This is a genomic window from Stenotrophomonas sp. SXG-1, from assembly GCF_014083965.1.
GTDB classification, from domain to species: domain Bacteria; phylum Pseudomonadota; class Gammaproteobacteria; order Xanthomonadales; family Xanthomonadaceae; genus Stenotrophomonas; species Stenotrophomonas geniculata.
In genome coordinates, this window is the sequence record NZ_CP046588.1 from 1,422,704 (window position 1) to 1,441,898 (window position 19,195).

The following is a 19,195-nucleotide window of genomic DNA, read 5'->3' on the forward strand; positions in this document are numbered from 1 at the left end:
AATGTCGGGGCCGGGGATGTAGCGCAGGGCGGCGTCGAGATCCTGGATCGGTTCGGCGCTCGCGTGTATCAATCAGACGAGGACGTGACTCAGGGAGCATCCTCGAGTGGGAGGCGATCACTGGATATTTCACGACTGGATGCGTTTGCATCGCGTGTCGGGGAGGTCATGGGTTGACGGTGCTACCATCCCCATTCGGTAGCTCGGAGAACGGTCTGTTCACCGTTTTGACATTGCCGTGCCGACCGTTGATCAGCAGACATGGGCTCGAGACTCTATCTGCACTATAGGAGCAGTGATGCAGGTTCAATCGTGCTCAAAGACTCGGATGCACTTCCGTATCTTTCGTTGCCTATCGCTGGTGACGAGCCTTGTGACCGCTGTTCCAGCCATGGCGGACAATGGCGAGGTGAGCAGAACACGTGAGGGCTCACTTGAGCAGGTCATCCTGCTCAGCCGCCACAACCTGCGCGCGCCGGTGGTGGCGTCGGGCGCGCTGGCCAATGCCACTCCGGAGCGCTGGCCAGGCTGGGACGTGGGCGCAGGCGAGCTCACCACCAAAGGCGGCGTGCTGGAGGTCTACATGGGCCGTTACATGGGCCAGTGGCTGCGTCAGGCGCAGCTGTTGCCGGCTTCGGGTTGCCCGCAGCTGGCTGACTTCCACGCCCATGCCAACAGCCTTCAGCGCACCCAGGCCACCGCGCAGTTCTTCGTTGCCGGTGCCTTCCCGGGCTGTCATGTCGCAGTCGAGCAGCGCATGGCGCTGGGCACGATGGATCCGTTGTTCAATCCGGTGATCCACAACAGAGACACGGTCTTCCGCGAGCGCGCACTGTCGGCAATGCAGCGAGCGCTGGCCGCATCGGGACTGGCACCGGCACTGTCCGTGGTGGAGCAGATCACCCGCTACCCGCAGTCGGCGGCCTGTGCGGGGCACAGCGAGTGCCATCTGATGCTGGCCGACACGATCTTCAATGCGGAACCGGGCAAGGAACCACGCGCGTCCGGTTCGCTGGCCCTGGCCAGCGGGTTGGTCGATGCCTTGTTGATGGAGCACTACCAGGGCAGTGGCGTCCCCCGCGAAGGCTGGGGCCGGTTGACCACCGAGGCGCAATGGCAGGCGCTGGCGCAGATCCGCAATCGCTACCAGGACATCCTGTTCGGAACGCCCGAAGTGGCGCGCGATGTGGCCGCTCCGCTGCTGGCAAGAGTGAATGCGTTGTTCGAGGACCCGGCATCGCCAAAGGTGAGCCTGCTGGTCGGCCACGATTCCAACATCGGTTCGGTGCTGGTGGCGTTGGGAATCACGGACTACAGCCTGCCGGGGCAGTACGAGAAGACGCCGATCGGCGGCCTGCTGCAGTTCGAGCGCTGGCGTGATCGTGGGGCCGGTGAAGTGCGTTACCGGTTGGTGTATGTCTATCCCACGCGCGAGCAGCTACGTGGTGCGATCCCGTTGACCGACGCACAGCCGCCGGGCCGGGCGGAGCTGATGCTGCCGGGCTGCGCGCAGTCGGGTTGCAGTGAAGCGCAGTTCAACAACCTGTTGCATTCACCTTGAATCCGGGATGGATGGTGGCGTCGCAGTGTGATGAGACGGAAGCAGCTTCGCGCCCCTTATGCTCGGATTCGAGTAGTCTCCAGCAATCAACCAAGCGATCCCGGTGAATCATGAACATCACGGACTTTCTTGTAATGGACGGCGATGGAGATGAAATATGGGCCGACCCCCATGGCAGCAACATTGCCTTTACGTGTTTTGATTGTGGATATCCGGTGGTGGCTGATGCCTCGGAGAACCAACGTGGGAGCGATGAGGATTGTCCCGCTGCCTGCCGCGGGTGTGGTGTGGAGTACTTCCTCGATTTGAGACTGGACTCGAGGAAGCTGTATATCCACATCGTCTGATTGAGTGGCGGCAGAAGCGGTGCGAACCAAGGTTCGCACCCACCAGGATGGCAGTTCGCACCACCAGGATGGCAGTTCGCACCGCCAGGATGGCAGTTCGCACCGCCAGAACAGAAAACGGCCCGGGTTTTTTCCCCGGGCCGTTATCATTCAGCTCACACCGGCGCGATCACTCGATCGGCTGGTCCAGCATCAGCTGGCGGGCGAAACGCACCGGCGGTGCGCCGTAGGACAGCATCTGGTCGTGGTAGGCCTTGAGGTTGAACTTGTCGCCCAGCTTGTCCTGCATCGCCTTGCGGGTGTCGAAGTGTTCCTGCGCACCGACAAAGTAGGTCGGTAGCTGCGCCGAGGTCAGCTGTGCACGCACCCACTTGCCCGCTGCCTCGCTCTCCTGCTGGAACGCATCGTGGGTCATCAGGTGCATCGCCTTCTCGCGATCCCAGTTGTCCACGTGCACGCCCTGGTCGAGGATCGCGTTGGAGATCGTGCGCAGGTAGAACTTCAGCTGCACCAGGTGGAACAGCGGGTCGTTGTTGAGGTAGCCCTGCTCCTGCATCATGCGCTCGGTGTAGACCGCCCAGCCCTCGGCGAACAGGCCTGAACGCAGTACCGCACGCAGGGTGGAGGGGAACTTGGCCGAATGCCAGCCTTCCAGGTAATGGCCCGGGGTGCCTTCGTGGATGCTCAGCAGGTGGATCATGCGCGAGTTGTACTCACGCAGGAACGAGTCGACCTGCTTGTCGTTCCAGTCGTCCGGAATCGGCGACACGGCGTAGAAGGTCTTCAGGTTCTTGTCCAGCGGGCCCGGTGAATCGCAGTAGGCCACGGCCACGCCGCGCTGGAATTCCGGCATCAGGATGATGTCCACCGGCGCATCGGGCAGCGTCATCAGGTCGTGCTCGCGCACGAACGCGGTGGACTGCTCCAGTGCGGCCTTGGCATCGTCGACCACCTTGTCGCGTGCCGGCTTGTCGGCGTAGGCCAGTTCCAGCGCGGCCTCGATCGCCTTCTGCTGCTGCTCGTCGGTCGGCTGCGCCGGCATTTCCGGCGCACCCGGCTTGTCCTTCAGCACGGTCTGCGCGATGCCGTACATGTCTTCGCGCACGCGCTTGAGTTCGGCACGTGCACGCTCACCGATCTCCTGGCGCGACAGCGACGAGCTCAGCGCGAACTTCAGCTTCTGGTCGTACTTTTCCGCACCGACGCGGAAATCGCCCTTTGCGTTCGGCACCAGGGTCTTGTCCAGCCAGGTCTGCTGCTCGTCCACCGCCTTCTTCAGGCCGTCGATGGCCGCCTGCAGTCGCTGCTGGTCGGCCTGCGGCAGTTCACCGATGTGCGGCGTGATGAAGGTATCGACGATGCTGAGGATGCCCTTGTTCTGCTTGGCCACGGTCTCGGCATGGATCTTCGGCACGCGGGCCGGATCCAGGTTCTCGCGGGCCTGGGCGAAGATCGCCGGCAGCTTTTCCATGCGCGCGGTGGCCGACTTCAGGCGCTCCGGCAGCGGCGCGAATTCACGCGCCATCAAGCCGTAGATCGCGCTGCCGGCGATGCCGTTGTACAGCTGCGGGTCCCACTTGCCGGACTGCAGCACTTCGGCGTTCCAGATTTCCGACTGCAGCTGGTTGCGCAGGATCGCCGCGTCCACCTGGTTCTCGCGGCCCAGCTTGGCTACCTCGATCTTGTCCAGTTCGCCCAGCAGCGCCTTGTACGCCGCCACGGTCTTCTGCTGGCCGGCGGCGCTCAGGTCGTCCAGTTCGCTGTCGTAGCGGTGGTCGCCGATCTGGGTGGCGCTGACCGGCGACAGCTGCATCCAGGTGTCCAGGGCGCGCTTGGACAGATCGGCGAAGGCGGCATCGACCGCCGCGTCACCGGCCTGCTGGCTGGTGGCCGGGGTGGAAGCGTTGGTCGGGGCGTCGGCCGGCTGGCAACCGGCGAGGGCGGCGACCAGGGCGAGGGCAAGAAGATGCGGGCGCATCGGCGTTCCTGTACAGGGTCAAACCCCGAGCATAGGGCCCCGGGGCTGCTTTGTCCCCGTGCCATAGGATTACCATGGGCGCAGACACGGACCCTCCAGCGGAGCGCAGGACATGGAATACCAGGGAAGCTGCCATTGCGGCAGGATCGCATTCACCGTACAGGCCGAGGCGCCGATCAGCGACGTCATCGACTGCAACTGCTCGATGTGCCGCCGCCGCGGCAGCCTGCTGTGGTTTGCCCCGCGCGAGGCGTTCCAGTTGGCCACCGATCCGGCGGACGTGGCCACCTATCATTTCAACAAGGCCCACATCGACCATCACCATTGCCGTGAGTGCGGTGTCGCGCCCTACAGCGAAGCGGTCGACCCGCGCACCGGCACGCCGATGGTGGCGGTGAACGTGCGCTGCGTGCCGCAGGTGGATCTGGGCACGCTGGCGGTGACTTCCTATGACGGAGCTGCACTGTGAGGCCGATGCGCGCGTGGACGCGCGTGGCGGCGATGCCGGTGCTGCTGCTTGCATTGGCAGCCTGCGCCAAACACGGCGATGCAGCGGCCGATGCGGGCGCCAGTGCCGCCGAAGCTGCCGTCGCTTCACCGGAAGGCGCATTCCTCGCCTACGAACACGACGTGCAGGTGCAGCTGGAAGCGGCGCAGATCGCACCCCGCATCCAGCAGGTGGCGCAGGCCTGCCAGAGCGCGAAGTTCGGCGATTGTGCGGTGCTGCAGGTCGACCAGCGCAGTGGCGAGCAGCCCAGCGGCGAGGTCAAGGTACGCATCGCGCCGAAGGGCACTGAGCCCTTGATCGCGTTGGCCGGTGAGGGGGGCACGCTGCAGTCGCGCAACACGCGCGCCGAGGACCTCGCTCAGGCGGTGGCCGATACGGCACTGACCAAGGCACGGCTGGAGAAGGAACACGCGCGGCTGCTGTCCTACCAGGACCGCAAGGACCTGAAGATCGAGGACCTGATGGCGATCACCACGCGCCTGTCCGAGATCGAAGCCGGCGTCGAACAGGCCAACAAGGATTCAGCGCAGCAACGCCGGCGCATCGATACCCAGCTGGTGACGATCCATTTCGACACCACCTCGGGCCAACGCAGCCGCAGCGAAATCGGTGAGGCGCTGAGCGAGTCGGGCAGCATCCTCAGCACCAGCGTGGCGTTCCTGATCCGCGCGGTTGCCGCGCTGCTGCCGGTGGCGGTGCTGGCCTTGATCGCGGCCTGGGGTGTGCGGGCGTGGTGGCGTCGCCGTCGTCGCAAGCTACCCCCCAACCTCTGAGGTGAAGGCTGATGCCGGTAGCCTGCCGGCATCAGCCCTCGTCGGTCTCGTACTCGACGAACACATCCAGTTCCAGGGCCAGCTCCTGCACCGCATCGCGCACCTTCTGCGCGGTGCTTTCATTGCCGACTTCCACTTCCAGCTCGTGGATGCCCGGGCCGATGTCATCGGACAGCCCGGCCGAACTGGAATCGTCGTCGTCCATGTGCGGCATCAGGTCGTCGGTTTCCTCGACATGTTCGATGCCGTCCAGGCCGAGCAGCAGGTCGCTGATGGCGCGGGCGTCGTCTTCGGTTCCGGTGATGCGCAGTCGCAGCATGGCCATGGCATAGGTACGTTGTGGGTTCGCCAGCAGCCTAGCCAGCGTGAAGCAAAGAGCGGGTGAGGGCGCAGTCAGGCGCGTGTGGCCGGGCGCCCGAGCAGGCTGTCCGGCAATGCCGGAATGGGCGTGCGTTCGTCCTGCGCCTGCTCCAGCAACCAGTCGATGAACAGGCGCGCGGTGGGGCTGGGTGGTTGTCCTTCGGCATGCACCACGTGATACGCATAGCGCGCCTTGAGCGCCGGGCCGGGCAGGCGCACCACCTCGTAGCGCTGCAGGTAGGGTTGAGCGATGTGGGTGCGCGCCAGCACCGCACCCATGCCGTATACCGCTGCACGCATCGCATCGGTGCTGTCGGCGAAGGTGTGCATCGGCGGCAGCGGCGACGGTGGGCGCACGCCGGCGTGACGGAACCAGTCGCGCCAACCCTGCGGTGACAGGTCGGTCAGCAGTGGCAGCTCGGCGATGCGGGCCGGATCGTCCAGCGTTTCGACCCCGGCCAGCGCGGGTGAGGCCACCGGGAACAGGTAGTCGTCCATCAGATGCTGCGCACGCAGGCCCGGCCATTGGCCCAGGCCGTAGCGGATGCCGACCTCGGGCCCATTGTCGTCGTAGCGATCCAGGCCGCTGCCGGTGTGCAGCTCGATGCGGATGTGCGGATAGGCCTGGGTGAAGCGTGGCAGTCGAGGCAGCAGCCAGCAGTAGGAAAGCGAGCGCAGCGTGGTGATCCGCAGCGGCACGCTGTCGGCATCCGGCTGCAGATGATGGGCGACCGCCGCGACATCCGTGAAGGCGGCGCTGGCGGCGTCGGCCAACTGCCGGCCCTCCGCGGTCAGGCGCACGCCGCGGGCATGGCGCAGGAACAGCCGGGTCTCCAGTACCTCTTCCAGGCGCCGCACATGGTGGCTGACCGCGCTGGCCGTCAGGTGCAGTTCCTGCGCGGCCTGGGCGAAGTTCTGATGGCGCGCCGCGACCGCGAAGACGGCCAGTGCGGGGAGCAGGGAAGGGCGTAGCTGCACGGCGAGCCTCAAGCCATATTTGTGGCTGGCAGCGATACTACGCGCTTGTGCGGCGGGCGTCTGCACCCGATCCTGTCTGCCTTGGCGAGAAACAGACGATGGACGGAGGCAGGGTATGAATGCGGTCCCACAGGCGGTCGAGCGCGACTGGCGCACACCGCTGGAATTGACCCTGCTGGGCGCCATCTGGGGCTGCTCGTTCCTGTTCATGCGGGTGGCGGTGCCGTCGTTCGGCCCGTTCGCGCTGGTCGAGGTGCGGCTGGTGCTGGGCGCGCTGGTGCTGCTGCCGTTCCTGTGGCGCGCCCGCGCGCAGTTCCCGCCGCGTCGTTGGCTGTGGCTGGCACCGATCGGCCTGATCAATTCGGCGCTGCCGTTCGTGCTGTTCGCCTATGCTGCCGAGCAGGCGCCGGCGGCGATCGGCGCGATCTGCAATGCGATGACCGTGCTGTTCGCCGCGCTGATCGCCTTCCTGTTCTTCGGCGAGAAGATAGGCATGCGCCGCGCCGGCGCCTTGCTGGTTGGTTTCGCCGGCGTGGTGGTGCTGGCCACCGCCAAGGTGTCCGGCCTGAGTATTGGTACCGCAGTGATCGCCGGCGCTGCGGCGTCGTTGCTGTACGGGCTGGGCGTGAACCTGGTGAAGCGGCACATGACCGGCCTGCCATCGGCCGCGGCGGCGGCAGCCACGCTGTCGTGTGCCTCGCTGTGGATGCTGCCGATGGCGGTGACGCACTGGCCACAGGCCGCCATTCCGCTGAAGGCCTGGGGTGCAGCGATCGCCTTGGGCGTGGCCTGCACCGGCCTGGCATTCCTGATGTTCTATCGCCTGATTGGCCGCATCGGCCCGTCACGCGCGTCGACGGTGACGTACCTGATTCCGCTGTTCGGCGCGGCGTTTGCGTGGTTGTTCCTGGGCGAGGCGGTGACGGTGCAGATGCTGATTGCCGGTGCGTTGATTCTGGGTAGTGTGGCGGTGAGTCAGAAGGGCTGAGGCGTTGGCGTTTTGCGCGTGGCGCGTGCTGAAGGTGCTTCATTGTTCATGGGCGTCACTTTTCTTTTCGCGCGAAAAGAAAAGTAACCAAAAGAAACGCGCCGCCAGGTCGCGAGCCGCCGCGCTTCGCACGTCGGTCCCCTGCGCTTCTCGGTGAATCAGGGGACGGTGCCGAACTCGCTGCGCTCAGACATCGGCACCTCTTCGCCCCTGATTCCCCTGCGATGCTCGGTTCGCTCAAGGCGGACCCAGATCAAAGGCCACAGCTGCACCCAGTAGATCCACGCCATGCGTGGATGCTCTTGCTGTTGATCTTGACCTTCCAGTCCGCCTTGAGCGAGCCGAGCACCGCAGGTCCGGCGAGGGCGAAGAGGCGCCACGCACTTTTGTAGAGCCGAGCCATGCTCGGCTGCTCTCCGCGCCGTCCCTCGACGGGCCGAGGAGCGCAGGGTACCGGCGCGCAGCGCCGGCTCGCGACCGGCGGAACGTTTCTTTTGGTTACTTTTCTTTGCGTACAAAGAAAAGTAACGCCCATGAACAGTGACGTACCTTCAGCACGCGCAACGCGCAGCAAGCCAGGCTCCTACCGCACCGGCACCGGAATATTGCAGAGATCGATATGCCCCGCCGGGCGCTTGTAGAAATCATCCACGCGATTGCGTCGCGCCTCTACCGTATCGGCGAAGGTCTTCGAATCGGTGCGCAGCACCTGGATCGGCGTGCGCTCGGCCACCGGCACGTCGCTGGCACGGCGGATCGACACGATCGGCGTACGCAGCTTCGGGTCGGTGTAGAAGCCCATCGGCGCCGGGCCGCGCGGCGTCGCGCTGAGCAGTTCCATGCCCTTCAGCACGCGGCCGACCAGGGTGATGTTGCGGTCCAGCTGGCGCGGTGACTGGCCGGTCACCACATAGAGTTCGGCGCCGATGCTGCTGTCTTCCTCGTTGCTGCGGCCGGCACCGAGCATCCCGTAGCAGTGCGCCAGCCAGGCCTTGCCGGCCTGCGGGTCCTGGCCGACCGGGAAGCCGTCGACGAAACCGGTCTGTGCCGCCCAGCCATCGCGATCCGGCAGCACGTTGACCTTCAGGCCGGCGCTGGCGCGTTCGAACTCGGCCGGCAGCTTGCGCGCGGCACTGCCGAACGGCTTGGCCTTGGCTGCGTCATCGGCGTCGGCATCGCCGAACTGCACCACGAAGTTGTCCTGCGAACGGTAGATGCTGGTGCCGTCCCAGAAGTGCTCGTGGGCGAAGGTCTGGATGTTGGCGACATGGCGCGGGGCGAACTGCGGCGCCAGCTCGATGATCACCCGCCCCGCCGGCAGGTCCATGTACAGCAGGTTGGCCGGGTCCGGCGTGCGCCAGTCGCTGGCCGCCGAGGCGTCGAGGATCTGCTGCGGGCTGCGGTACGGGGCGGCAGCGCTGGCCAGCGAGGGCAGCAGGCAGGCCAGGGCGAGGGCGGTCAGTGCAAGGCGACGGCGGTGCGGCATGGGAACCCCGGAACATGAACGAGGGTTCGATTCTGCGTGAGCCGCGCAGCCGCGCCAACCGGCACGATGACTAACGACACATTCGCTATACCGAACTTCGCACTACTGTGGACTTCAACGTAGTGGAGGGCAGGTCATGGTCGAAGACGATGTCCACCTGAAAAAGTTCCAGAAGGAGCTCAGCGCCGGAACGGTGTCGCTGGCCCTGCTGGCGGTGCTGGCCCGGGCCGGGGAGCCGCTGTACGGCTACCTCATTGCCAAGGAGCTGGAGCGGGTGGGCGAGGGCGTGCTGAGCGGCAAGCAGAGCGCGCTGTACCCGGTGCTGCGCAACCTGGAGGGCGCCGGCCTGCTGGAAAGCCATGTGGAGCCATCCAGCAGTGGTCCGCCCCGGCGCTACTACCGCATCAATGAACGTGGCCGCGACGTGCTGGCGCAGTGGCGCCAGGCCTGGCAGGCCACCCGTGATTCCGTCGATTCCGTGTTGGAGGGGGTACCGCAATGAACGACCCGAGCCTGGCAGGCCGCGCCCTGCCGACCACCATCCCGCAGTATCTGGCGCAGCTGCGCGCGGCGCTGGAAGGTGCCGATCCGGCGATGGTGCAGGACGCGTTGTACGACGCCGAGGAATACCTGCGCTCGGAGCTGGCGGCGCAGCCCGGCCGCAGTGAAGCCGAGGTCATCGCCGACGTGGCCGGCAGCTACGGTGCGCCGGACGAAGTGGCCGAGATCTACCGCGAGACCGAAGTGACGGTGAACCGCGCGCTGCGCACGCCGCGTGCGGATACCGGGCCGGTGCTGCGTGCGGCGGCGGAAGCCAGCGGCGTCGAGCCGGCCTCACCGCCGCCGGCGCCGGTGCAGCGTTCGCTGCTGGCGCGCTTCTTCGGCGTGGTCGCCGATCCGCATACCTACGGCGCGCTGTTCTACATGCTGCTGTCGCTGGCTACCGGCATCTTCTTCTTCACCTGGGTGGTGACCGGCCTGTCGCTGTCGCTGGGCCTGCTGATCCTGATCGTGGGCATTCCGCTGACCGTGCTGTTCTTCGGCTCGGTGCGCGGGCTGGCGCTGCTGGAAGGACGGCTGGTGGAAGCGCTGCTGGGAGAACGCATGCCGCGCCGTCCGCGTTACACCGATCGCAGCCGCACCTGGCTGCAGCGCATCGGCGACATGTTCACCGATGGCCGCACCTGGCTGACCCTGCTGTACTTCGTGTTGATGCTGCCGCTGGGCGTGGTCTACTTCACCATCGCGGTGACGCTGCTGTCGCTGTCGCTGGGGTTCATCTGGGCGCCGGTGGCCGCGCTGTTCAGCGGTGACATTCCGGGTGTCTACGTCGATGGCGTGAACGTGCTGCCGATGGCCGCCTCGCCGCTGGTGGGCATCGTGATCGCAGCCGTGGGCGTGCTGCTGCTGCTGTTGACGATGCATCTGGCACGTGGCATCGGCAAGCTGCACGGGCTGATCGCCAAGAACCTGCTGGTGCGGTTGTAAGCCGGAATCCACGCTTGGGGACGTTTGGCGGGCTTCGCTTTGGTAGGTGCCAACCTTGGTTGGCACCATCCATCAGAGATCGGGATTCATGGCAGGGCGCCAACCAAGGTGGGCATCTACCAGGGCGAGCTACCCCGCCTTTCGCCGCAGCGGGGTGACGTTGCTCTTCTTCTTCGCGGCCTTCGCCGCCGGTGCTTCGGCGTGCGCGGCGAAGAAGTCACGCACCTTCGGGTACACCACCTCGCGCCAGCGACGACCGCTGAAAATGCCGTAGTGGCCGGCACCTTCGACGATGAAATGCTCACGGCGGTCCGCAGTGATGCCGGTGCACAGCGCCTGCGCGGCTTCGGTCTGGCCGAGACCGGCGATATCGTCCAGCTCGCCTTCGATGCTCAGCAGCGCGGTATCACGGATCGCCGACGGATCGACCTTCTCGCCGTTGACCACCCACTCGCCACGCGGCAGCAGGAAGTCCTGGAACACCACGGAAATCGTATCCAGGTAGTACTTGGCCGGCATGTCCAGCACGGCGTTGTACTCGTCGTAGAAACGACGGTGCGCGTCGGCATCTTCCAGGTCGCCCTTGACCAGGTCGGTGTAGAAATCCCAGTGCGAGCTGAAATGGCGGCTCGGGTTCATCGACAGGAAGCCGGCGTGCTGCAGGAAGCCCGGGTACACGCGGCGACCGGCGCCGGGGTAGCTGGCAGGCACGGTGTGGATGACGTTGTTCTCGAACCACGACAACGGGTTCTGCGTGGCCAGGTTGTTCACTGCGGTGGGGCTGCAGCGCGCATCGATCGGACCGCCCATCATCACCAGCGAGCGCGGCGTGGGCTCGCCACGGCTGGCCATCAGCGAAACCGCGGCGAGCACCGGTACGGTCGGCTGGCACACGCTGATCACGTGCAGGCGTTCGACGCCGAGGTGGCGGATGAATTCCTGGATGTAGGCGATGTAGTCGTCCAGGCCGAACTCGCCTTCGCTGGACGGCACCATGCGCGCGTCGACCCAGTCGGTGACGTACACGCGGTGGTCGCGCAGCAGCGTGCGCACGGTGTCGCGCAGCAGGGTGGCGTGGTGGCCGGACAACGGCGCAACGACCAGCACGAATGGCTGGTTGAGCATGGTATGCAGCTGGTCGGCTTCATTGCTGTGGCGCTTGAAGCGCAGCAGTTTGCAGAACGGCTTGCTCACTTCCTCGTGCACCACGATCGGCACGCGCTCGCCGTCGACCTCGATTTCGTTGATGCCCCATTCGGGCTTCTCGTAATCCTTGCCGATGCGATGGAAGAGTTCATTGACCGCCGCCAGGCGATCAGCGCCCGGCATCTGCGACCACCAGTGACCCTGGTTGGCGAAGAATCTGGCGTTGGCCTGGGCCTGATGCACCCAGGGGGCGAGCAGGTTGCGGGTCAGTTCGTGCAGTTGATAGAGCATGACGACCGAATATGTATGGTCATATGTTGCCGCGCAGCATATCCCATCCCGGTGTCCCGCAGGTTAAGTTGACTGAAAATAATGAATCCGGATTCACATCCGTTCCAGCGCGGCCGCATCGCCTGCCAGGGCGGGGCCGAGCCAGCAGTGCGACCCAACCGGCAGCAGGCCGTGCCGGGCCAGCGTGCGGCGGTACCAGCGCGCCGGGCGGGCCTGGAAGCCCTCGTGGTCGCCTTCGAACGCGTCCTCGGCGGCGAAGGTCTCCAGGAAGGCTACGCCGCCGGTCAGCTCGGCCACGCCGGCCAGTCCTGCACGCAGCTCGCGGTCGGGCACGTAGTGCATCACGTCCGAGCAGATCAGCAGGTCGACCGGGGCACAGGGCCGCAGCCAGGCGAAATCGCCGAAGCGGGCCAGGTGCAGGTTGCGGGTGCGGCCGTAGCGGCGCACAGCGTACTCGCTGCTGTCGAAGCCGAGGTATTCGACCTTCGGACGCAGCTTCAGCAGCGGCGCGCGCCAGGCGCCTTCACCGCAGCCGATGTCCAGCACACTGCGGATCGGCCGCTCCAGGTAGTACTCGGCGTTGGCCACGGCCAACGCGACCTTGCGCGCCAGGCGGGCGCTGCCGCCGATGTCGGCACGGCGGTACCAGCGTTGGAAGTAGGCGGCGTCGTAGGTCTTGTCCATGGGGCGGTGCGCGGTCGGGGAAAACGGCGCCTATCGTACGGTGTTGCGACGCGCCATGCGTCGATGTGTCGCGGCGTACGTGCCTGCGGCGGCTTCGCCACGGCATGCGAGAATGGCCGCCAATCTACGCCAGCCGCCGGAGCGAGCGCATGCAGAGTTACTACTGGGTCAAGACCTTCCACATCGTGTTCGTGGTGGCGTGGATGGCCACGGTGTTCTACCTGCCGCGCATTCTGGTGAACCTGGCCGAGACTGCAGGCCAGCCGGCGGTGACCGAGCGCCTGCAGCTGATGGGCCTGCGCCTGTACCGCTTTGGCCACTCGATGTTCGGGCTGGCATTCCTGCTCGGCCTGGTGCTGTGGCTGGGCTACAAGGTCATCCCCGATTTCCCGACCATGGTCGCGCCCGGTGGCGCCGGCTGGCTGCATGCCAAGCTGGGGCTGGTGGTGCTGCTGCTGGTGTACTTCAGCTGGATCGGCCGCCTGCTCAAGGGCGCGGCCAAGGGCAGGGCGCTGCCGTCGTCGCGCGCGCTGCGCTGGATCAACGAGATCCCGTTGCTGGCCTTCATTCCGATCGTGTGGCTGGTGCTGGCCAAGCCGTTCTGAAAGTCGGTTACCCGTAGAGCCATGCTTGGCTCTACGGGCTCGCGTGATTCTTCGCCAAAGCAGAGGCATCCACGCATGGCGTGGATCTACTGGGTGCAGCTGTGGCTTTTGATGCTCAGGTCCGCCATGAGCGAGCCGAGCATCGCAGGTGAAACAGGGGCGAAGAGGCGCCGATGTCTGAGCGCGGCGAGTTCGGCGCCGCCCCCTGATTCACCGAGAAGCGCAGGGAACCGGTGCATAGCACCGGCTCGCGTTCGGCGGCGTGTTCTTTGGTTACTTTCTTGCACGAGCAAGAAAGTAACAAGCCGATGAATCAGGCCGCTTCGTACGTGCCGTAGCTGCGCAGGCGGGTGTAGCGCTGTTCCAGCAGCTGTTCGGTGGACAGCTTGTCCAGTTCGTTCAGTTCGTTCAGCAGCACGGCCTTCAGGCGCTTGGCCATCTGGGTCGGGTTGCGGTGGGCGCCGCCGGTGGGCTCGCGCACGACCTTGTCGACCAGGCCCAGGCTCTTCAGGCGCGGCGCGGTCAGGCCCAGCTGCTCGGCGGCTTCCTTGGCCTTGCCGGCGTCCTTCCACAGGATCGATGCGCAGCCTTCCGGCGTGATGGTCGAGTACACCGCGTATTCCAGCATCACGGTGCGGTCGCCCACGCCCAGCGCCAGTGCGCCGCCGGAGCCGCCTTCACCGATCACGGTGCAGATGATCGGCACCTTCAGTTCGGCCATCTCGATCAGGTTGCGTGCGATCGCTTCGGACTGGCCGCGCGATTCGGCGTCGATGCCCGGCCAGGCGCCGGCGGTGTCGATCAGGGTCAGCACCGGCAGGCCGAAGCGCTCGGCCATCTTCATCAGGCGCAGGGCCTTGCGGTAGCCCTCCGGCTTGGGCATGCCGAAGTTGCGCTTGATCTTTTCCTTGGTGTCGCGGCCCTTCTGGTGGCCGATCACCATCACGGAACGGCCATTGATGCGGGCCAGGCCGCCCATGATGGCCTTGTCGTCGGCGAAGGCGCGGTCACCGGCCAGCTCCTGGAACTCATCGAACATGACGCGGATGTAGTCGGCGGTATACGGGCGCGACGGGTGGCGGGCCAGCTGCAGCACCTGCCACGAGGTCAGGTTGCGGAAGATCTGCGCGGTGCGCATGCGCAGCTTGTCCTGCAGCGCGTGCACTTCCGCCTCGACATTGACCGCCGGCCCGGCACTGGCGTTGCGCAGTTCCTGGATCTTGGCTTCCAGGTCGGCGATGGGTTGCTCGAAGTCGAGGTAGTTCGGATTCATCGGAAGCCGTCGTGTAAAGAAGAGGGGAATTCTAGCCGAATGCGTGCAAACCACCCGTACGCCTTCGTCTGGAAGGCGACGGTAGCGCAGCCGGGCAGGGCGCGCCAGTCAGCTCAGGGCACCACCAGCGCGCTGCGGCCCATCAGCTGGCTGCGCTGGGAAACGAAGTCGTTGTAGGCCTCGTTGGCTTCCCGGCCCAGGCCGCTGCCCAGGGTGGCGGTGGCCGAGGTGAAGGCCATCTGCGCGTCGAAGTCCTGCTTGCGCAGGGCCTTCTGTTCATCGGCGGTGGTGGCCTTCAGCCAGCGCGCATAGACCTCGCGCAGCGGCGCGGCGTGCGCCTCGAAGGCGGGGTCCAGCGCCGGCAGGCTGGCCGGGGCCGGTTCCAGGCTGAATGCCGGGGCCACGTAGCCGGCCGGCTGCTCGCGCTTGAATGCACCGGGTTCGCCCATGCCTTCTTCCACGTAAGCGATGAAGTCCGGCGCGGTGAACACCTTGGCCACGATCTGGCCGCCGCTGGCGTCGACGTGGGCCACCACCTTTTCCTTCGGGAACGGTTCGCGCACGCCGTAGGTCCAGGTCTTGTCGATGAACAGTTCGTGGCTCTTCTCGAACGGGCCTTCAAAGTCGACGCCGCCCAGCTCGATGCCGGCCTTGCCGGTGCCGAAGTTCTTCAGCTTGCTCTCGTCGGTGACGTAGATCTCGCGGGCGACCACGTACTCGCTCAGGGTCGGGTTGATCAGTCCGCCGCGGCCATCGACGTAGACGATGAAGCGCACGTCGCCCAGTTTGTCGGTGTGCAGGCGGTGCTCACCGACGGCGAGCGAGATCGGGCGCGAACCCTGTGCGGCCACCGGCAGGTCCTTGCCATCGATGCTCAGCGCCAGCGGCGTGTCGGTCGGGTTGTCGATCTGGAACTCGATCTTCGACGGCGAGCAGGCGGCCAGGGCCAGAGCGGCGGCAAACGGGAACAGCAGGGTCTTCATCGGCAATCGTCCTTGATACTTGGAACGGGGAAACAGGGGGGGGGGAGGCAGGAAAACCAGGGAGCCAGCCTCAGCTGGCCCACGGTGGGCTGTAGCGCACTTTCAGCGTGCGCACGGCCGGGTCGGCGCGCAGCGCCTCCATCAGCTTGGAATCAATGCGTACCGCGCTTTGCCCGGACACATCAAGCATGCCGGCGATGCCACCCTGCGGACCCTTCAGCAGCAGGTCCAGGCGCAGTGGCGTGCGCCCCGGGCGATGGCGGTCGAGCAGGGCATCGATGCGCTCCCAGACCGGGCGCTGCTGGCGCAGGTCCAGGCGCAGCGACAACCGCGTGGCGTAGTTGGCGCAGACCTCGTCGAAGTCCCAGCACTGGCGGATGCGCAGCGCGTAGCCGCCGTTGAACTCGTCCTCGCGCAGGCCGCCCTTGACCACCAGGATGCGGTCCTTGGTCATCAGGTGCCCGAACTCGGCCATCGCGTCGGAGAACGCGCTGCACTCGACGCGCCCGCGCCCATCTTCCAGCTGGATGAAGATCTGGCTCTCGCCCTTGCGACGCACACCGACCACCTGGCCGGCCAGCACGGTCTGTACTTCCGGGCGCCAGCGCTTCTCGCCGCCACCACCGCCACCGCTGTTGGCGCTCCAGATCTTCTCCACCGAACCCAGGTCGTTGCCTACCAGATCGCGCACATCGTCGCGCCAAGGATCGAACGGGTGGCCGCTGAGGTAGAAACCGAGCGTGTCGCGCTCGCCGTTGAGGCGCTGAAGCAGCGGCCATTCTTCGGCTTCGGGCAGGTCCAGCTGGATCGACACGGTGCTCGGGTCGGGCCCGCCAAACAGCGAGTTCTGCCCGGACGCACGCTCGCGCGCCATCTGATCAGTGGCCTTGATCACTTCCGGCAGCTGCAGCATCAGCGAGGCGCGGTTGCGGCCGAGCTCGTCCAGCGCACCACAGTTGATCATCGCTTCCAGCGTGCGCCGGTTGAGCTTGGCCGAGCCGACGCGGGTGCAGAAGTCGAGCAGGTCCTTGAACGGGCCGCCCTTCAGCCGCTCCTCGACCACCGCCTCGCAGGCACCCTGGCCGACGCCCTTGATCGCACCGAGGCCGTACTGGATGGTGTCCGGGGTGACCGCTTCGAACATGAAGGCCGATTGGTTCACCTTGGGCGGCAGCACGGTCAGGCCAAGGTTGCGCACCTCGTCGAGGAAGCCGACCACTTTGTCAGTGTTGTCCAGGTCGGACGACAGCGTGGCCGCCATGAACTCGGCCGGGTAGTGGCGCTTCAGCCACGCGGTCTGGTAGCTGACCAGCGCATAGGCGGCGGCGTGCGACTTGTTGAAGCCGTAGCCGGCGAACTTCTCCATCAGGTCGAAGATCGCATCGGCCTTGGCTTCGTCCACGCCGTCCTTGGCCGCACCTTCGCGGAAGATCTCGCGGTGCTTGGCCATTTCGGCCGGCACCTTCTTGCCCATCGCACGGCGCAGCAGGTCGGCGCCGCCCAGCGAGTAGCCGCCGACGATCTGCGCCATCTGCATCACCTGCTCCTGGTACACCATGATGCCGTAGGTGTCCTTCAGGATCGCTTCGGTGCGCGGATCGGGATAGATGATTTCTTCCTGGCCGTGCTTGCGCGCGTTGAACGAAGGAATCAGGTCCATCGGGCCAGGGCGGTACAGCGACACCAGCGCGATCAGGTCTTCGAAACGGTCGGGGCGCGCGTCCTTCAGCAGGCGGCGCATGCCCGAGGATTCGAACTGGAACACCGCGCCGGTGTTGCCGTTGGCGAAGATGTCCTTGTAGGTGGGCGTGTCGTCCAGCGGGATCGCGGCGATGTCCACCGGCGGAATGCCGGCGCGCTCGTGGCGCTTGTTGATCGCCTTCACCGCCCAGTCGATGATGGTCAGCGTGCGCAGGCCGAGGAAGTCGAACTTCACCAGGCCCACTTCTTCCACGTCGTTCTTGTCGAACTGGGTGACCGGGTTCTTGCCCAGCCCGTTCTCGTCGTGTTCGGCATACAGCGGGCAGAACTCGCTCAGCGGCTCGGGCCCGATCACCACGCCACCGGCATGCTTGCCGGCGTTGCGGGTCAGGTCTTCCAGCTGCAGCGCCAGGTCGATCAGGTCGCGGACATCGTCCTCGGTCTCGTAGCGCTGGATCAGTTCCGGCGAGGCCATTTCCGAGCTGGGGCCTTCCTTGCCCTTGCCCAGTGCATCCTTCAGGTGGATGCCCAGGATGTTCGGGATCAGCTTGGAAACGCCGTCGACCAGGCCGTACGGGAAGCCGAGCACGCGACCGGAGTCGCGCACCACCGCCTTGGCGGCCATGGTGCCGTAGGTGATGATCTGGCTGACGCGCTCGCGCCCGTACTTGCGTGCGACGTAGTCGATCACCTCGTCGCGGCGGTCCATGCAGAAGTCGATGTCGAAGTCGGGCATCGACACGCGTTCCGGGTTCAGGAAGCGCTCGAACAGCAGGTTGTACGGCAACGGGTCCAGATCGGTGATCTTCAGCGCCCACGCCACCAGCGAACCGGCACCGGAACCACGGCCCGGGCCGATCGGGATGCCCTGGTTCTTGCCCCACTGGATGAAGTCGGCCACGATCAGGAAGTAGCCCGGGAAGCCCATCTTGATGATGGTGTTGAGCTCGAACTCCAGGCGCTCGAAATACTCTTCGCGGGTCTTGCCCGGCGCCAGCGGATTCTTCTCCAGGCGCTCTTCCAGGCCGTTGCGCGACATCTTCTGGATCCAGGTGTCCAGGGTCTCGTCGTCGGGCACCGGGTAGTTGGGCAGGAAGTAGGTGCCCAGCCGCATCTCGATGTTGCAGCGCTCGGCCAGCGCCAGCGTGTTGTCGATCGCATCGGGAATGTCGGCGAACAGCGCGCACATCTCCTCGGCCGACTTCAGGTACTGCTGGTCGCTGTACTCGCGCGGGCGCTTGGGATCGTCCAGCACGCGGCCGGTGGAAATGCACACGCGCGCTTCGTGCGCGCTGAAATCGGTGGGCGACAGGAAGCGCACATCATTGCTGGCCACCACCGGCAGGCCACGCTGGCCGGCCGCCATCAGCGCGAACTGGTTGAAGGTTTCCTCGCCCTCGCGGCCGGTACGGGTAAGTTCCAGGTGCAGGCCGTCGCCGAACACGCGCTGCCAGTCGGCCAGCTGCTGCTCGGCCAGCTCATGCTTGCCGTCCAGCGCCAGGCGCCCGGCCAGGCTCTGCCGGCCGGCCAGCGCGAACAGGTTGGCGTTGCCGGCCTTCAGCCAGTCCGGATGGATGGCCACACCGCCTTCCGGGCGATGGCCTTCCATCCAGGCGCGGGTCAGCAGCCGCGACAGGCTCAGGTAGCCCTCGCGATCGCGGCACAGCAGGGTCATTCGCCACGGGTCCTGGCCTTCCTCGGCGATCAGCACGTCGGCACCGGCGATCGGCTTGATGCCCACGCCTTCGGCGGCCTTGTAGAACTTGACCAGCGCGAACAGGTTGTTGAGGTCGGTCACTGCCAGCGCGGGCAGGCCGAGCTCGACCGAGCGCGACAGCAGGTTGGCCTGCTTGGCCTTCTTCGGGTCCGCCTGGTCCGGTTTGGCCGGCACACGGATGGTGGAGTCCGCCAGCGAGAACTCGGTGTGGACGTGGAGATGTACGAAGCGGGAGTTGGACATGCCGGACCAGGTTGGAGCGCGCGGGCCCCGGGTGCTGACGGGGGAATCGTCGCCGGGGTCGGGAAGCGCTGGAGTGCCCGGTCAG

The 19,195-nt window shown here is 66.1% G+C and carries 16 protein-coding genes; 7 read left to right on the forward strand and 9 right to left on the reverse strand.

Annotated elements, in window-relative coordinates:
• The first annotated feature begins 391 nt into the window (after positions 1-391).
• Positions 392-1,561, forward strand: a complete 1,170-nt coding sequence (gene agp / locus GOC52_RS06485) for a bifunctional glucose-1-phosphatase/inositol phosphatase (RefSeq protein ID WP_191851422.1) — start codon at positions 392-394, stop codon at positions 1,559-1,561.
• A 516-nt stretch (positions 1,562-2,077) separates the two neighbouring features.
• Here the strand turns inward: agp and GOC52_RS06490 are convergent.
• Positions 2,078-3,886 (reverse strand): DUF885 domain-containing protein, encoded by a 1,809-nt coding sequence (locus GOC52_RS06490; RefSeq protein WP_191850970.1) that lies wholly within the window; start codon positions 3,884-3,886, stop codon positions 2,078-2,080.
• 112 nt (positions 3,887-3,998) lie between these two features.
• On the opposite strand from GOC52_RS06490, the gene GOC52_RS06495 reads away from it, so the two are divergent.
• Positions 3,999-4,355, forward strand: a complete 357-nt coding sequence (locus GOC52_RS06495) for a GFA family protein (protein WP_019337620.1) — start codon at positions 3,999-4,001, stop codon at positions 4,353-4,355.
• A 5-nt stretch (positions 4,356-4,360) separates the two neighbouring features.
• The gene (locus GOC52_RS06500) at positions 4,361-5,167 is read left to right on the forward strand and encodes a DUF4349 domain-containing protein (protein WP_224329386.1); all 807 of its coding nucleotides are present in this window, start codon (positions 4,361-4,363) and stop codon (positions 5,165-5,167) included.
• A gap of 31 nt (positions 5,168-5,198) precedes the next feature.
• Here GOC52_RS06500 and GOC52_RS06505 read toward each other — a convergent pair whose 3' ends face one another.
• Both GOC52_RS06505 and GOC52_RS06510 read right to left on the reverse strand, forming a co-directional pair.
• Positions 5,199-5,492, reverse strand: a complete 294-nt coding sequence (locus GOC52_RS06505; protein ID WP_005415831.1) for a hypothetical protein — start codon at positions 5,490-5,492, stop codon at positions 5,199-5,201.
• Between the two features lie 68 nt (positions 5,493-5,560).
• Entirely contained in the window at positions 5,561-6,505 is a 945-nt protein-coding gene (locus GOC52_RS06510; protein WP_010486365.1) for a LysR substrate-binding domain-containing protein, read from the reverse strand.
• 115 nt (positions 6,506-6,620) lie between these two features.
• Here GOC52_RS06510 and GOC52_RS06515 point away from each other — a divergent pair, with 115 nt between their 5' ends.
• Positions 6,621-7,493: a DMT family transporter gene (locus tag GOC52_RS06515; RefSeq protein WP_043396501.1), complete on the forward strand. Its 873-nt coding sequence runs from the start codon at positions 6,621-6,623 to the stop codon at positions 7,491-7,493.
• Positions 7,494-8,076: 583 nt separating this feature from the next.
• Here GOC52_RS06515 and GOC52_RS06520 read toward each other — a convergent pair.
• The gene (locus GOC52_RS06520; RefSeq protein WP_010486362.1) at positions 8,077-8,979 is read right to left on the reverse strand and encodes a peptidylprolyl isomerase; all 903 of its coding nucleotides are present in this window, start codon (positions 8,977-8,979) and stop codon (positions 8,077-8,079) included.
• Between the two features lie 136 nt (positions 8,980-9,115).
• Between GOC52_RS06520 and GOC52_RS06525 the strand changes: the two genes are divergently transcribed.
• Complete coding sequence (locus GOC52_RS06525; RefSeq protein WP_049411468.1) at positions 9,116-9,481, forward strand: PadR family transcriptional regulator; 366 nt, start codon at positions 9,116-9,118, stop codon at positions 9,479-9,481.
• The gene (locus GOC52_RS06530; protein ID WP_049411470.1) at positions 9,478-10,467 is read left to right on the forward strand and encodes a sensor domain-containing protein; all 990 of its coding nucleotides are present in this window, start codon (positions 9,478-9,480) and stop codon (positions 10,465-10,467) included. The genes GOC52_RS06525 and GOC52_RS06530 overlap by 4 nt, the downstream gene beginning before the upstream one ends.
• A gap of 129 nt (positions 10,468-10,596) precedes the next feature.
• Here the strand turns inward: GOC52_RS06530 and GOC52_RS06535 are convergent, their stop codons facing one another.
• Both GOC52_RS06535 and GOC52_RS06540 read right to left on the reverse strand, forming a co-directional pair.
• Positions 10,597-11,904 carry a polyhydroxyalkanoate depolymerase gene (locus tag GOC52_RS06535; RefSeq protein WP_049411473.1) on the reverse strand — a complete coding sequence of 436 codons (1,308 nt, stop codon included), beginning with the start codon at positions 11,902-11,904 and terminating at the stop codon, positions 10,597-10,599.
• 93 nt (positions 11,905-11,997) lie between these two features.
• Positions 11,998-12,588, reverse strand: coding sequence for a class I SAM-dependent DNA methyltransferase (locus tag GOC52_RS06540; protein ID WP_049411475.1), 591 nt, complete (start codon positions 12,586-12,588; stop codon positions 11,998-12,000).
• A gap of 149 nt (positions 12,589-12,737) precedes the next feature.
• Between GOC52_RS06540 and GOC52_RS06545 the strand changes: the two genes are divergently transcribed.
• Positions 12,738-13,193 carry a CopD family protein gene (locus tag GOC52_RS06545; RefSeq protein ID WP_049411479.1) on the forward strand — a complete coding sequence of 152 codons (456 nt, stop codon included), beginning with the start codon at positions 12,738-12,740 and terminating at the stop codon, positions 13,191-13,193.
• Positions 13,194-13,506: 313 nt separating this feature from the next.
• On the opposite strand, the gene GOC52_RS06550 is transcribed toward GOC52_RS06545, so the two are convergent.
• The 3 genes from GOC52_RS06550 to dnaE form a co-directional block, all read right to left on the reverse strand.
• Positions 13,507-14,466: an acetyl-CoA carboxylase carboxyltransferase subunit alpha gene (locus GOC52_RS06550; protein WP_010486352.1), complete on the reverse strand. Its 960-nt coding sequence runs from the start codon at positions 14,464-14,466 to the stop codon at positions 13,507-13,509.
• 113 nt (positions 14,467-14,579) lie between these two features.
• On the reverse strand, positions 14,580-15,449 hold the full coding sequence (locus tag GOC52_RS06555) for a hypothetical protein (protein ID WP_049411482.1): 870 nt from the start codon (positions 15,447-15,449) through the stop codon (positions 14,580-14,582).
• 70 nt (positions 15,450-15,519) lie between these two features.
• Positions 15,520-19,110 carry a DNA polymerase III subunit alpha gene (dnaE, locus tag GOC52_RS06560; RefSeq protein ID WP_191850973.1) on the reverse strand — a complete coding sequence of 1,197 codons (3,591 nt, stop codon included), beginning with the start codon at positions 19,108-19,110 and terminating at the stop codon, positions 15,520-15,522.
• Positions 19,111-19,195: the final 85 nt, after the last annotated feature.

Coding starts and splice junctions, on each gene's coding strand:
- GOC52_RS06495 (WP_019337620.1), top strand. CDS start 3,999: ATGGAATACCAGGGAAGCTGCCATTGCGGCAGGATCGCATTCACCGTA.
- GOC52_RS06530 (WP_049411470.1), top strand. CDS start 9,478: ATGAACGACCCGAGCCTGGCAGGCCGCGCCCTGCCGACCACCATCCCG.
- GOC52_RS06550 (WP_010486352.1), bottom strand. CDS start 14,466: ATGAATCCGAACTACCTCGACTTCGAGCAACCCATCGCCGACCTGGAA.
- GOC52_RS06515 (WP_043396501.1), top strand. CDS start 6,621: ATGAATGCGGTCCCACAGGCGGTCGAGCGCGACTGGCGCACACCGCTG.
- GOC52_RS06535 (WP_049411473.1), bottom strand. CDS start 11,904: ATGCTCTATCAACTGCACGAACTGACCCGCAACCTGCTCGCCCCCTGG.
- GOC52_RS06540 (WP_049411475.1), bottom strand. CDS start 12,588: ATGGACAAGACCTACGACGCCGCCTACTTCCAACGCTGGTACCGCCGT.
- GOC52_RS06525 (WP_049411468.1), top strand. CDS start 9,116: ATGGTCGAAGACGATGTCCACCTGAAAAAGTTCCAGAAGGAGCTCAGC.
- GOC52_RS06505 (WP_005415831.1), bottom strand. CDS start 5,492: ATGGCCATGCTGCGACTGCGCATCACCGGAACCGAAGACGACGCCCGC.
- dnaE (WP_191850973.1), bottom strand. CDS start 19,110: ATGTCCAACTCCCGCTTCGTACATCTCCACGTCCACACCGAGTTCTCG.
- GOC52_RS06490 (WP_191850970.1), bottom strand. CDS start 3,886: ATGCGCCCGCATCTTCTTGCCCTCGCCCTGGTCGCCGCCCTCGCCGGT.
- GOC52_RS06500 (WP_224329386.1), top strand. CDS start 4,361: ATGCGCGCGTGGACGCGCGTGGCGGCGATGCCGGTGCTGCTGCTTGCA.
- GOC52_RS06520 (WP_010486362.1), bottom strand. CDS start 8,979: ATGCCGCACCGCCGTCGCCTTGCACTGACCGCCCTCGCCCTGGCCTGC.
- GOC52_RS06555 (WP_049411482.1), bottom strand. CDS start 15,449: ATGAAGACCCTGCTGTTCCCGTTTGCCGCCGCTCTGGCCCTGGCCGCC.
- GOC52_RS06545 (WP_049411479.1), top strand. CDS start 12,738: ATGCAGAGTTACTACTGGGTCAAGACCTTCCACATCGTGTTCGTGGTG.
- agp (WP_191851422.1), top strand. CDS start 392: ATGGCGGACAATGGCGAGGTGAGCAGAACACGTGAGGGCTCACTTGAG.